The sequence below is a fragment of the Maritimibacter sp. UBA3975 genome (assembly GCF_002384975.1).
Lineage (GTDB): Bacteria > Pseudomonadota > Alphaproteobacteria > Rhodobacterales > Rhodobacteraceae > Maritimibacter.
In genome coordinates this window covers 395,006-407,931 of sequence record NZ_DGCP01000017.1, presented here as the reverse complement: position 1 = coordinate 407,931, position 12,926 = coordinate 395,006, and the positions used below count along the sequence as shown (strand labels likewise).

The 12,926-nt window shown below is 66.7% G+C and carries 14 protein-coding genes; 6 read left to right on the top strand and 8 right to left on the bottom strand.

Features of this window, described 5'->3' with window-relative positions; all coding sequences use genetic code 11:
* Positions 1–29 precede the first annotated feature (29 nt).
* Both B2585_RS18660 and B2585_RS18655 read right to left on the bottom strand, forming a co-directional pair.
* Positions 30–1,478 (bottom strand): cobyric acid synthase, encoded by a 1,449-nt coding sequence (locus B2585_RS18660; protein WP_292025445.1) that lies wholly within the window; start codon positions 1,476–1,478, stop codon positions 30–32.
* Positions 1,479–1,613: 135 nt separating this feature from the next.
* Positions 1,614–1,934 (bottom strand): DUF6280 family protein, encoded by a 321-nt coding sequence (locus B2585_RS18655; RefSeq protein WP_218391684.1) that lies wholly within the window; start codon positions 1,932–1,934, stop codon positions 1,614–1,616.
* A 217-nt stretch (positions 1,935–2,151) separates the two neighbouring features.
* Here B2585_RS18655 and efp point away from each other — a divergent pair, with 217 nt between their 5' ends.
* The gene (gene efp, locus B2585_RS18650) at positions 2,152–2,715 is read left to right on the top strand and encodes an elongation factor P (RefSeq protein WP_292025443.1); all 564 of its coding nucleotides are present in this window, start codon (positions 2,152–2,154) and stop codon (positions 2,713–2,715) included.
* Between the two features lie 157 nt (positions 2,716–2,872).
* Here the strand turns inward: efp and B2585_RS18645 are convergent, their stop codons facing one another.
* Positions 2,873–3,679: a fructosamine kinase family protein gene (locus B2585_RS18645; protein WP_292025442.1), complete on the bottom strand. Its 807-nt coding sequence runs from the start codon at positions 3,677–3,679 to the stop codon at positions 2,873–2,875.
* Positions 3,667–4,416 (bottom strand): YgfZ/GcvT domain-containing protein, encoded by a 750-nt coding sequence (locus B2585_RS18640; RefSeq protein ID WP_292025441.1) that lies wholly within the window; start codon positions 4,414–4,416, stop codon positions 3,667–3,669. Before B2585_RS18640 ends, B2585_RS18645 begins: the two co-directional genes overlap by 13 nt.
* Positions 4,417–4,476: 60 nt before the next feature.
* Here B2585_RS18640 and B2585_RS18635 point away from each other — a divergent pair, with 60 nt between their 5' ends.
* Together B2585_RS18635 and B2585_RS18630 are read left to right on the top strand one after the other, a co-directional pair.
* Positions 4,477–5,151, top strand: coding sequence for a glycosyltransferase (locus B2585_RS18635; RefSeq protein WP_292025440.1), 675 nt, complete (start codon positions 4,477–4,479; stop codon positions 5,149–5,151).
* A 50-nt stretch (positions 5,152–5,201) separates the two neighbouring features.
* Positions 5,202–6,395, top strand: a complete 1,194-nt coding sequence (locus B2585_RS18630; protein ID WP_292025439.1) for a pyridoxal-phosphate-dependent aminotransferase family protein — start codon at positions 5,202–5,204, stop codon at positions 6,393–6,395.
* Between the two features lie 6 nt (positions 6,396–6,401).
* Here the strand turns inward: B2585_RS18630 and B2585_RS18625 are convergent, their stop codons facing one another.
* A complete protein-coding gene (locus B2585_RS18625; RefSeq protein ID WP_292025438.1) occupies positions 6,402–7,511 on the bottom strand; it encodes a pyridoxal phosphate-dependent aminotransferase in 1,110 nt (369 codons plus the stop codon).
* Positions 7,512–7,619: 108 nt separating this feature from the next.
* Between B2585_RS18625 and B2585_RS18620 the strand changes: the two genes are divergently transcribed.
* Positions 7,620–8,393: a hypothetical protein gene (locus B2585_RS18620; protein ID WP_292025437.1), complete on the top strand. Its 774-nt coding sequence runs from the start codon at positions 7,620–7,622 to the stop codon at positions 8,391–8,393.
* Positions 8,394–8,429: 36 nt separating this feature from the next.
* Complete coding sequence (locus tag B2585_RS18615) at positions 8,430–8,747, top strand: hypothetical protein (RefSeq protein ID WP_292025436.1); 318 nt, start codon at positions 8,430–8,432, stop codon at positions 8,745–8,747.
* Here B2585_RS18615 and B2585_RS18610 read toward each other — a convergent pair.
* The 3 genes from B2585_RS18610 to B2585_RS18600 form a co-directional block, all read right to left on the bottom strand.
* Positions 8,735–10,672, bottom strand: a complete 1,938-nt coding sequence (locus B2585_RS18610; protein WP_292025435.1) for an acyltransferase family protein — start codon at positions 10,670–10,672, stop codon at positions 8,735–8,737. The genes B2585_RS18615 and B2585_RS18610 overlap by 13 nt on opposite strands.
* 124 nt (positions 10,673–10,796) lie before the next feature.
* Positions 10,797–11,240 (bottom strand): MaoC family dehydratase, encoded by a 444-nt coding sequence (locus B2585_RS18605; protein WP_292025434.1) that lies wholly within the window; start codon positions 11,238–11,240, stop codon positions 10,797–10,799.
* Between the two features lie 159 nt (positions 11,241–11,399).
* Positions 11,400–12,272 (bottom strand): TIGR01459 family HAD-type hydrolase, encoded by an 873-nt coding sequence (locus B2585_RS18600; RefSeq protein WP_292025433.1) that lies wholly within the window; start codon positions 12,270–12,272, stop codon positions 11,400–11,402.
* 192 nt (positions 12,273–12,464) lie between these two features.
* On the opposite strand from B2585_RS18600, the gene B2585_RS18595 reads away from it, so the two are divergent.
* A complete protein-coding gene (locus tag B2585_RS18595) occupies positions 12,465–12,887 on the top strand; it encodes a rhodanese-like domain-containing protein (protein ID WP_292025432.1) in 423 nt (140 codons plus the stop codon).
* The last annotated feature ends 39 nt before the right edge of the window (positions 12,888–12,926 follow it).

Below are 12,926 nucleotides of genomic sequence, written 5' to 3'. Positions count from 1 at the left end.
CTCACGTTGGCGCGGGCGGTGACGATACGTCAGTGCGCGAGGGCAAGAAGCGCGTCCACGTCAAGGTGGGTTTCGAGGTGTTCGGCGAGGGCGTCCAGAGTAGCCTCGACCGATGCACCATAGGACATTTCCGATGTTGTTGCTCCCAAACGGGCGAGGAACGCCCGCCGAAAAGCGTCTGAATCGAACATTCCATGCAAATAGGTGCCGCGCACGCGCCCGGTTGGGTCTTGGGCCCCTTCGGGCCGCGCGTCGATGGTGAGCCAGGGCCGGTCGGTCCCGGGGCCGGTCGTCGTGCCAAGGTGGATCTCGTAGCCCGTGAGCGTTTCGCCGGTCTCGATGTCACGCGCCTTTGTCAGGGAGAGCCTTTTTTTCAGCTGGAGCCGGGTCGTGACATCGAGAAGGCCAAGGCCGGGAACGGCGCCTGGTTCGCCCTCAAGACCATCGGGGTCCTCGATCCGCGTGCCGAGCATCTGGTAACCGCCGCAGACACCCAGCACATGTCCGCCGCGACGGACATGAGCGGTGAGGTCGATGTCCCAGCCCTGCGCCCGGTAATGGGCGAGGTCGGCGATGGTGGATTTCGAGCCGGGCAAGAGAACGAGGTCGGCGTCGCCGGGGAGCGGGCTGCCGGCCTGGACGATCTCTACTGTCACGCCGGGTTCGGCGGCGAGTGGGTCGAGGTCGTCAAAATTGGCGATCCGGTTCAGGCGCGGCACGGCGATCTTGAAGCTGCCGCCGGGGCGCGGGGCTGCGAGGTCGAGTATGTCCTCGGCCGGCAAGCGCCACGCCTCGGCGAACCAGGGCAGTACGCCAAGCGACGGCCAGCCCGTGTGGCGGGTAATCTCGGTCAGCCCTCCGTCGAAGAGGCGCGGGTCGCCGCGGAACTTGTTGATGAGAAACGCGGTGATCCGGTCGCGGTCCGGCGCGGGGAGGACCGCGTGGGTGCCGACGAGCTGTGCGATGACGCCGCCCCGGTCGATGTCACCCGCAAGAACCACCGGGACGTCAGCGGCCTCGGCAAAGCCCATGTTGGCGATGTCGCCGGCGCGCAGGTTGACCTCGGCCGGGCTGCCGGCCCCCTCGACGATCACGAGGTCGGCGGTGTCGCAGAGCCGCCCGAAGCTCTCCAGCACGCGGGGCAGGAGCTGGCCTTTCATGGCCCCGTAGTCGCGCGCCCTGACCGTGGCGAAGCGGCGGCCCTGCACGATGACCTGCGCGCCGGTGTCCGTCTCGGGCTTGAGCAGCACGGGGTTCATGTCGGTGACGGGGTCGCGTCCGGCAGCGCGCGCCTGAAGCGCCTGTGCGCGCCCGATCTCGCCTCCGTCGACCGTGACGGCGGCGTTGTTAGACATGTTCTGCGGCTTGAACGGGGCGACGGAGAGGCCGCGCTGCACCGCGGCGCGCGCCAGTCCTGCGACGAGGAGCGATTTGCCGACGTTTGAGCCGGCCCCCTGGATCATGATCGCCTTGGCCATGCCACCCGTTACCGCGCCGGGTCATGGAGGGGAAGGGGGCGTGAGCGGGTCAGGCGAAATGCACGTTGCCGACCCTCCAACAGAAAAGCGCGCCCCCCAGGGACGCGCTTTTCTAGATGCCGGTGATCTGGTGGATCAGGCGGCTTCGGCAGCTTCCGCCGCGTGGCGGCGTTCGCTTTCTTCGCGGGACAGCGCGACCGAGGTGCGCACACCCTTGGCAACGAAGTCCATCAGGCCCGTCACGACGCGTTCGTTCGGGTCGATCCCGGCGCAGGACAGTACTTCGCGCCCATCGCGCGATCGGGCCCAACGCGCGATCTGATCCGGTCCGTTGCCGTACTTCTTGTCGTCCGCGATGGCATCATCCAAAGCGGCGAGGACGACCGCGGCGAAAAGCTTTCGCGCCCGGTTTCCTTGTTCATGGTTGAAGGCAGTTCCGTCGACGTTGTCGAGCATTCCCAGTCCTTTGTTGTTCTTGTCTTGCACTTGCTGGCGTGTCGGCCAATATGCGTGTTTGGCCGCGATTCGATATTGGCTCAACTGCATGGCTGGCATGCACATAGCGCATATCGTCGAGTGAAGACATACTAATTCTAGTCTGCTTGCACGGGGCGAGCCCCCCGGATATAGGTGCGGCCAACTCTTCGTCAACCTTTTGCCACGGTTTAGCCACATGCCCAAAATCAACGGAAACGAGATCCGTCCCGGTAACGTTCTGGAGCACAACGACGGCCTCTGGGCCGCCGTCAAAGTCGATCACGTCAAACCCGGTAAGGGCGGGGCTTTTGCGCAAGTCGAACTCCGCAACCTTCGTAACGGTTCCAAACTTAATGAACGGTTTCGCTCGGCGGACAAAGTTGAGCGCGTCCGGCTCGAGCAGAAGGACATGCAATTCCTGTTCGAATCCGACGGGATGCTGACCTTCATGGACACCGAAACATTCGATCAGGTGGAGCTGCCGGCCGAGATCCTCGGCGAGCGACGTCCCTTCCTTCAGGACGGTATGACCATCCTTGTCGAGTTCCACGATACCGAGGCGCTGAACGCCACTTTGCCGCAAAAAGTGACCTGCACGATCGAGGAAACAGAGCCGGTTGTGAAGGGTCAGACGGCCGCAAACAGCTTCAAGCCAGCCGTGCTGGACAACGGTGTGCGCATCACGGTTCCGCCCTTCGTGGGGCAGGGCGAAGCGATCATCGTGAACACCGAGACGATGGAATACGCCGAGCGCGCTTGACGCTTTCCGATGTTTTCAGTGGCTTGGGGGTCGTCCTTGGGGCGGCCCTTGTCATTTTCGAACATTGCCGATTGATCGCGAAGGCGTGCGGCGTGCGGGTGGTCCGCCTGTACGCCGCCATTTCACACGACGGGGTGACAGGGCGCAAACCGCGCCGTCAGACCCCCAATCCGGTCAGCAGCCGGTCCACCATCCCGCGATACCCGGCGCCGAACAGGCGCAGATGGACGAGCGCAGGCCAGAGGGTGTAGACCGCGCGCCGCTCCTCCCATCCCGGTGGGAGTGGGCCATAGCTTTCATCGAAGGCCGCGCCGGGACTGCCGAACAGATGCAGCATGGCGAGGTCGACTTCGGGATCGCCCCAACAACAAGCCGGGTCTATGAAATACACAGCCGGGGGCGCGCCGAAGAGGAGGTTGCCCGACCACAGGTCGCCGTGAAGTAGCGCGGGGCGCGGGGTCTTGGGCAGAAGCCGGGGGAGGGCCTCGGCAAGGTTTGCGAGCCGTGGAGCAAGTCCGCCCGGAAGGTGCGGCGCGTGGACGAGAATCCGGTTCGCAGCCCAGAAGTCCGGCCAGTCGTCGCGGGCGGCGTTGAGGATGCCGACCGGGCCGAACGAGTAATCCTCGTCCCACCCGTAACCGGGCCCGGTCGCGTCGTGCAGTCGGCGCAGGGCATGACCCGTAGCAGCCCATGACGTTGCGTCAGCCCGACCCTCGTCCAGCGCTTCGAGAAGGAGAACCCCCTCAGAGACCCCGATGACGGCCGGAACCGGGGCGCCAGCGTCGGCCATGGCGCTCAACATCCGGGCTTCCCGGTCCACCATTGGCCCGGTCTTGGCCACGATCCGGTCGCCGCCTTGGAGGGTGAGCATGGTCACGTTGCTGAGGTCGCCGCCATGCAGCGCCCGCCGCCCGGCGATCCGGTCGGCGGTCACGCCGATCACGGCGCGGTCTATTGTGTCCATGTTACGCGGGCATCACCAGCCTTGAGCGGGCCGGTAGCGCGGTCGAAGCGCAGGTAGGCGAGCGCGTGGTCGCCGGCGCGGGTGTGCAGGGTGCCTGCTGGCTTTCCGTCCTCGGTGGTGATCGGGTCGCCGGCGGCGGCGTCGCCGTCGATGGCCACGGTCACGACGCCCTTTCGCAGCTCGGTCTTGTGTTTCATGCGCGCTGTCACCTCCTGACCCACGAAACACCCTTTGCGGAAGTCGACACCATTCAGACGGTCGAACCCCGCCTCGAGGATGAAGGTGTCGGGGGTGAGTTCCGTGCCCGTCGCGGGAACGCCGTGCTCGACGCGCAGCGCCTCCCAATCCGTTTCGGGCGGGTCGCCCGCGGTTTCGGAGTAGAGGCGCCAACCAAGGGCCGGGTGGCGCGGGTCGTGATGGGCACCCTGCGGCGGGTCGCCGAGGCCGCGCAACGCGTGCAGCCCGGTTTCCTCGATCTTCACGTCCGCGCGCAGCTTGTACATCGTGAGCTTCTGGGCGAGCGCGGGGGCCACGTCGTTGTCGACATCGACGAGGATCGCGTCCGGCCCGTCGAGAAGGAAGAAATCCGCGATATACTTGCCCTGCGGGGTGAGCAGCGCGGCATAGGTCAGCGCCCCCTCGGTCAGGTTGTTCGTCACGAGATTTTCGAGGAACGACTTGCGGTCCCCGCCCGTCACACGAAAAATCGTTCGGTTTTCATGGGTTTCGCCGGTCATCGCTTTCCCCTGCCTGTGTCGCGGGTAATATAATCACCCTGTCCGCTGTGAGAAGGTCCCATGCGCGCACCGTTGTCCATCGTGATTCCGACCCTCAATGCCGAGGCCCACCTTCCGGCGCTTCTCGTCGCGCTCATGGAGGGGGTCGAGGCCGGAATCGTGCGCGAGTTGATCGTGAGCGACGGCGGCTCGACCGACGCGACGCAGGTGATCGCGGAGGAGGTCGGGGCCGTCTGGGTGACAGGACCGGCGGGGCGCGGCGGGCAGCTCGGGCGCGGCGTGTCGCGGGCCGGAGGGGACTGGCTCCTCGTCCTTCATGCCGACAGCGCTCCGGGGCCGGGCTGGGTCGAGGCAGTGGAGCGGGGCATTGTGCGCGGCGGGCCGGGATTTTTCCGCCTGCGGTTCCGCGTGACGGGCGTCGGGCCGCGGGTGACGGCGGGGTGGGCCAATCTGCGGTCGCGGGTTCTCGGTATGCCGTTCGGCGATCAGGGGCTGCTCGTGTCGCGCGAGGCCTATGAGGCGGCGGGCGGCTATCCGGATATTCCGCTCATGGAGGACATGGCGCTCATCCGCGCCTTGCCGCGCGCCCGTCTGCTCGACGCCTGGGTGGAGACGGGCTGGACCCGCTACGCGGGCAACTGGATCGGGCGCGGGGCGGGCAACCTTGTGCGGCAGGCGCGGTTTCTCGCGGGGACCGATCCGGCGAAGCTCGCCCGCGGCTACCGGCGCGATTGACCTTGGACCGGGGCAGGGCTACCGATTTCGCGGTCAGTCGGAGTCCTCACATGAACCTGTCTTCTGGTCGCGATTACCTTGCCATCCCCGGGCCGTCCGTGTCGCCGGAACGTGTGCTGAACGCGATGCATACCTCGGCACCGAATATCTATGAGGGCAAGTTGGTGGACGTGGTCGCGGGGATGATCCCGGACCTGAAGGCCGTGGCGCGCACGAAGGGCGCGGTGGCGATTTATATCGCCAACGGGCATGGCGCGTGGGAGGCCGCCGCGATGAACGTGCTCGCGCCGGGCGACACGGCGCTCGTCCTCGCCACGGGGCGGTTCGCAGCGCTCTGGGGCACGATCTGCAACCGCATGGGTATCGAAACCGAGGTCATCGACTTCGGGCGCAAGGCCGCGCTGGACCCCGAGCGGGTGGAAGAGGCCCTGCGAGCCGACACGAACCACCGGATCAAGGCGGTGCTGACGGTGCAGACCGATACGGCGACCGGGGTGCTCAACGACATCGCTGGGCTGCGCGCGGCGATGGATCGGGCGGGCCACCCGGCGCTCCTGATGGTCGATTGCATCGCTTCGCTCGCCTGCGACCGGTTCGAGATGGACGACTGGGGCGTGGACGTGATGGTGGCGGCCAGCCAGAAGGGGCTGATGACGCCACCGGGGCTGGGCTTCGTCTTTTTCAACGAGCGCGCGAAGGCGCGGCAGAACAATGGCGTGAGCTACTACTGGGATTGGCGGCCGCGTGTCGCGCCCGAGGGGTTTTACCAGTATTTCGGCGGCACCGCGCCGACCCATCATCTGCTCGGCCTGCGCGCCGCGCTCGACCTGATCGCCGAGGAGGGCGGGGTCGAGGCGGTCTGGCACCGTCACGACCTGCTCGCGCGCACCGCATGGGCCGCGTTCGAGACCTGGGGGCAGGGCGGGCCGATGGAGATCAACGTGGCCGACCCCAAGCGCCGCTCGCGGGCGGTGACGGCGCTGGCGCTGGGCGCGGATAACGGCACGCGGCTCAGGCGCTGGGTCGAGACGAACGGGGGGCTGACGCTCGGCATCGGGCTGGGCATGTCGGCGCCGGACGATCCGAAGGGGGACGGGTTCTTCCGGCTGGGTCACATGGGCCACGTCAACGCGCACATGATCCTGGGTGCGCTGGGCGTGATCGAGGCCGGGCTGCGGGCGCTTGATATCCCGCATGGCAACGGCGCGCTGGGCGCGGCGGCGGACGTGATCGCGCGGGGCTGAGGCGGCTCAGGCGCGGGCGGCGGCGAGGGCTTCGGGCAGGGCGGCTTCGAAGGCGTCGAGGTCTCGCTCGGTGCCGACCGAGACGCGGATGCAACGGTCCTGCGGCGCGGCGAAGGGCATCCGCACGAAAATGTCGCGGGCGACCAGTTCCGCCAGAACCCGACGCGCGAAATCGCCGTCCGCCCCGCAATCCACGGCAACGAAATTCGTGGCGGAGGGTAGGGTGGTGAGGCCGTTCGCCGCCGCGATGCCGGCGATCCTGTCGCGCGCGGCCGAAACGCGCGCCTGAACGTCCGCCAGCCAGTCGTCGTCGCGCAGCGCGGCCAGGGCTCCTGCCTGCGAAATCCGGGCCATGCCGAAATGGTTGCGGATCTTGTTGAAGGCGGTGATGAGCGGTTCGGCCCCGAGGGCATAACCCACGCGCGCACCGGCCAGCCCGTAGGCCTTTGAGAACGTGCGCATCCGGATCACGCGCGGGTCATCTGGGTCGATCAGGGGCGCAGTGCCTTCGGGCGCGAATTCCAGATAGGCCTCGTCAAGGATCAGGAGCGTGCCGTCCGGCACGGCCTCGATCATCTCCTGCATCCGCGCGGCATCGTGCCAGCTTCCCATCGGATTGTCGGGGTTGGCGATGTAGATGAGCTTGGCATCGACCTCGCGCGCCTTGGCGATCAGCGCGTCGGGGTCTTCGTGATCGTCGCGGTAAGGTACGGTGACGAGGTCGCCGCCGAAGCCCGCGACATGGTAGTTGAACGTGGGATATGCCCCGAGCGAGGTGACGACCTTGTCGCCCGCCCCCACGGTGAGGCGCACGAGGTAGCCCAGAAGCCCGTCGATGCCTTCACCCACCATGATATGTCCCGCCCCGATCCCAAGCCGAGCGGCAAGCTCGGCCCGCAGGTCGAAGCTGAGAGAATCGCCGTATTTCCATGTCTCAGACGCCTCGAGAGCCATCGCCTCGATGGCCTTGGGCGAGGGGCCGAACAGGCTTTCGTTCGCGCCGAGGCGCGCTGCGAAGGGGCGGCCGCGGTCGCGCTCCTGCGTTTCCGGTCCCACGAAGGGGACCGAGGCGGGGAGGCTGTCGGCGAGCGGGGTGAAACGAGGGCCCTGTGTCATGTCTGCATGATCGTGGAAGTCTCGCGCCGGGACAAGGTGTTGCGCGCTGGTCGGCGCGCTGCGCTGCGGCTAACGTGACGGCGGGACATTGACCGGGACGGGCACCAAATGCGGAGTTTTCGGGCGGCACTGGCCGCGGCGTTGATCGCCCTTGGTTGCGTGACACATGCGACCGGGCAGGGCCGGACCTTCGTGGCGGAAGGGACAGACGTGGCCGCCGCCGTGGGCGCGCGCGCTCTGGCAATGGGCGGGAGTGGCACGGCCATCGCCAACGATCCGCACGCGATCTACTACAACCCTGCGCTTCTGGCCGGACTGAACCGTCCCATGCTGTCGGTCACGCGCCAGCTCAACGCCGAGCTGCGGCCCTATTCCTTCTTCGGGGCCACGTTGCCCGTGACCTTGCTTGAGCCGCTGGGTCTGAACCTGACGCTGGGCTATGCCAGCTTTCCCCGCGTTCATGCCCGCTCGACCGGCGCGTTCGCGGCGACCGATCCGCAGAGCGTTTTTCTGCGGCTGCTCCTGCCGGGATTGCAGGGGACCTATGACGGGGTGATCGATTCGAAGACGCTGGTGCGCCGGTTCGCCGCCGGGGTGTCGCCCGTCGCGAGCGATGCCTTCAGCCTTGGCGTCGCGGTGGACATCATCGACTGTCGCACGAACACCTGCGGCGTGAACGCCAAGAACGGCCGGTTCCGGGCCGACCGGGTGGAAGCGCACGCGGTGTCTGTCAGCGCGGGGGCGGCGTTTCGCTTTTCCGACCGGTTCAAGGTTGCGGTCTCGGCCAACGACATCAACACCTTCCTCCACGCCTCGATGGTCACGATCACGAATGGCCAGGTGCGCTCGTCCAACACGGTCGCGCGGCTGCCCATGACGTAGAATGCCGAAGCGGCGTGGCAGGCGACCGACCGGCTGTTGCTGACGGCTGGCTACCGGCAGTTCCGGGGCACTTATGGCAGGCGAAATGTGGATATCCGGGGGGTCTATGCCGGCGCCGAATACAGGTTCGACGCTGGCTGGTCCCTGCGAGGCGGGGCGCTGCGGGTGACCAAGGCGAACTTCAACAACCGGGGAAACATCCGGCTCCCGATTCCGGTGGTGCCGAGCTTCGGCGCCGGGTGGTCTTACGGGGATTTCAAGATCGACGGGGCGCTCTATGCCCACCCGATCATGAGCTACCACCACGGTCGGGCCGCGCCGACCGTCGAAATCTCGATGTCCTATCGGTTCTGAGGCTCGCCGGTTCCGGGAGCAAAGAACGGTGCCAGCCGCGCCAGCCCCGTGTCGGTCGCGAGGAATGCATCAGTCAGGGCGCGGATACCATAGAGACTGACATGCGCGCCGTCGAGCGCGTAGGGCAGGCCGTCCGCGGTCAGGCCCGGCGCGCGGCTCTCTGGGAAAAGCCACGCCTGGTCAAGGACATCGACGCGCGGGTTATGCGCCGCGATATCGCGAAGCACGTCCATGCCGGCCTGCGCGTCGCGTCGGGCTTTTTCATCCGGGTGCAGAAGGTTTTGCCCACGAAAGAGCGACGTTTCGACCGACAGCCTGTAGAACGCGGGCGGGGAGGGCAGGAACACGACCTGCGTGTGTGGGGTCGCGAGGACCGCGCTGATCGCGTCGGCCACAGCGTTCATCTGCTCCTGCCGCATCGCAGTCGCCCACTGGCCACCGAAGACGATGGTGTCGAAACGGTCCAGGTTCTCGGACAGCCAGGCCCGGTTGAGCATGCATTGCCGGAACGCGCGTCCGCGCCCGCGCACCGGAAAGGTTTCATCCAGGGCCGGAAAGCACCAATTCGTGGAGACGGACAGGATGTCGAGGCCCATCTCGCGCCCGACGGAATCCCAGAACGGGTCGTATTGTCCGGCGAATGAATCGCCAAAGACGAGGACACGGGTGTCGCCGTCCGGATCGCCAAGTCGGCAGTTGAGGCCCTCGGCCCCCACGGGCAGTTCCGGGCGCTTGTCGACCGAATAGAAGCAGCCCCCGTGGTCCCGTTCGGGCAGTTGCGTCGCCTGGGCGTAGAGCGCGGGGTCGAGCGAGCTGCGATGCGCCAGGCCACCGGTGAACACGATCGCAAGTCCGACAAGGATGAAGGCGCCGGCACCTGCGGCGGAGGCCCCGAACAGCGTTCTCCGTGCAGGCATCGCTGGGTGCGGTCGGGCCCGGAACGGGGTCTCGACGAAGCGCCAGGTCAGGACGGCGAGGAGAAAGGCTAATGCGCCCAGCCCATAGAGCAGGCCCGGCGCTGGATCGCCGCCCGCGTGGATGCGCGCGAACGCGAACAGCGGTTGGTGCCAGAGGTAAAAGCTGTAGCTGACCAGTCCGACGAAGACGAAGGGACGCAGCGCCAGCAGGCGGGCGGTTGGGGTTCCGCCCCGTGCGAACAGGATGACCAGCACGGCGCCTGCAACTGGCAGGACCGTGTAGAGGCTTGGAAACGGCGTGTCACCGTCATAGGCGAAAAGCGTGGCGACGATCAGGAGCAGGCCAAGGGCCGCGAGCCACTGGTTCGCGCGCAGACGATGATAGCCGAAGGCGCAGAAACTGCCTGCGAGAAGCTCCCATGCCCGCGTGGGCAGGAGGTAGAAGTTCGCGGTGGGCATCGCCTGCGACGCGACCTGAGCCAATGCGAGGCTGCCGATGAACAGGGCGGCGAGCGAGACCAGGACCGCCCGGCGCCCGAGCCCCCAGAGCAAAATCAGGAGCGGCGGAAAGAACAGGTAGAACTGCTCCTCGATGGCGAGGCTCCATGTGTGCAAGAGCGGCTTGAGCTCGGCCGCCGGGGCGAAGTAGCCGGATTCCTGCCAGAACAGGATGTTGGACGCGAACAGACTGACCGCGACAAGGCTCCTCGCGAAGTCGCGCAACATGTCCGGGAGCATCAGCCAGAGCGCCCCCGGAATGCTGGCCGCCATTACGACTAAAAGCGCGGGCAGAATCCGGCGGGCGCGGCGTTCATAAAAGCGCAGGATGCTGAATCCATCGCCCGCAAGCTCGGCAATGATGATCGTGGTGATGAGGTAGCCGCTGATGACGAAGAAGATATCGACACCGGCATAACCGCCGCTGAACAGCGAACTGCCCGCGTGGAACAGCACGACCGGGATCACGGCGAGGGACCTCAGCCCGTCGATCTCGGCGCGATACTTCATGGCGGGTCTCTCGGGCAGCCTCGGGATGGGGCGTCAGTGGGGACGCCCTTCCTGATTATTCAGCTATCGCCCGAACACAATGGAAAAGGTGCCGTGCCGGATCAGTTCGCAGGGGAAACCGGGGTCAGTCGAATTTCTTGGAGGGGGCGAGCACGGTGGCGTCGCCTCGCAGCACGGGCTTACCATCGACGGTGCATTCGGTATTGAGCGTGACACGGCGTTTGCCGTAGTCGATGGTCATCACGGTCACCTCCGCGCGCACGACGTCGCCGGGGCGCACAGGGCCGAGGAACTTGAGGTTCTGGCCCATGTAGATCGTGCCATGGCCTGGAAGCTGCTCGCCGATTACCGCCGAGATCAGGCCGGCGGTCAGCATCCCGTGGGCGATGCGGCCCTCGAAGATCGTGTCCATCGCGTAGGAATCATCGAGATGGACGGGATTCCGGTCGGTCGAGACCTCCGCGAAGAGCTCAATATCGCGGTCCGTGACCTCTTTCGTGAGGTGGCGGGACATGCCGATCTCAAGGTCTTCGATGCAGATCGTGCCGCGCGGGAAGTTGTCCAACATGGAATCCTCCGGGTAACAATTGGTGCCGAATTGTCGGCTGTGGGTAACAATATTGCTTTGCGGGTGCAGAAAGCAAGACCCAAAACGGACGGCACGCAATCGCGCGTGGCCCACCGGAGACACCGCGTTGTCAGATTGCCGGGGAAAGTCGTGAGGGTGTCAGCGCAGCGCGCCGATGGCGTAGGTCGGCGTGACCATCTCCGACTCGATATAGCGCGCAAGCTTGTCGGGGTCCGGGTCGGTCCCGGTGCCTGTTTCCACGCGGGCGAGGCCGCCGGTGATGAACAGGCTGTCGATATCCTCGCCAAGCGCGCCCTTGATATCGGTCTGGATGCCGTCACCGACGGCGAGCATCCGGGAATCCGGCGCCGTCCGGTCGATGGAGGCGAGCCGGCGCCGCGCGAGGTCGTAAATCGGGGGGTGCGGCTTGCCGAAATAGAGGCTCTCGCCCCCCATTTCCGCATACATCCGGGCCACGGCACCCGCGCACCACTCGCGCTCCTCGCCCCGGTCCACGACAATATCGGGGTTGGCGCAGAGGAGCTTCATGTCCTTTTGCTTGGCGTAAAGCAGGTCGGCGCGCCAGGTCTCCGGATCCGCCATCGGGTCATCGGGGCCGAGGCAGACGATGCCCTCTGCCGCGTCGATGGCGACCCGCTCGATCGGGACGGGCGCGTCGAGAATTTCCATGGGGCGGAAAAAGCCGTCGCCGGATTGTTCGCCCATGACGTGGACCTTTGCGCCGACCGCGCCCATGAACATCGCCGCGCGCGCCGCGTCGCCCGAGCTCGCGATCGTATCCCAGCAATCGTCCGGCAGACCGAACGTGGCGACCTGTTCGGCCACCCCTTCGCGGTCGCGGGGCGAGTTGGTGAGAAGGACAACCGTCTTGCCGGCCGCGCGGAAGGCCCGCAGCGCCGGGATGGCCTCGGGATAGACCTCGCGGCCGTTGTGGACGCAGCCCCACAGGTCGCACAGCAGCACGTCGTAGCGGTCGGTCAGGTCGGCGAGCGAGCGGATGATCTGGGTCACGGGGTGCGGTCCTCGGGTTTGGGCGGTGTCGGGGAAACGAGTAGGCGGGGGCCGGGCAGGGATCAAGGGCGAAGCGGACGGGGCGCGCGGGCCGGGCGGCGCGTGGCGCATCGCCGCAGCGCACCGGGGGGCGGTGTTCGCGGACGCCGTGAGGACATATATCGGCCACTGAATGTCATGCAGGAGACAGAGATGGCCGCACTCAATCGTCGCGCGATGCTGATCGGGATCGCTGGTATCGGGATTACTGCAGGCGTCGGCCTCGCCGTCCGGGCAGGAGGACAGCCGCCGTTCGAACAGACCTTCCTTACGGTCGATCAGATGCGTGAGACCGGCGGGCTGATCGTCGATATACGCACACCGCCCGAATGGGCCGAGACCGGGGTGATCGAGGATGCGGTGCTTCTCACCTTTTCGGACCCTGAGCGGTTCCTGGCGCAGGTCGGCCCGGCGCTGGCCGATGGACGTGACCTGATCCTTGTCTGCCGCTCCGGTAACCGCACACGGGCGGCGGCGCAGGTGCTGGCGGATCGTATCCCCAATCGGATCGTATCGGTCGAAGGTGGCATGAAGCGAGTGATCGCGAGCGGCTACAACCCCGTTTCCGTGAACTGACGGCGTCGGGTCGGCATTCCGTCCCGCCGCCCACGAAAA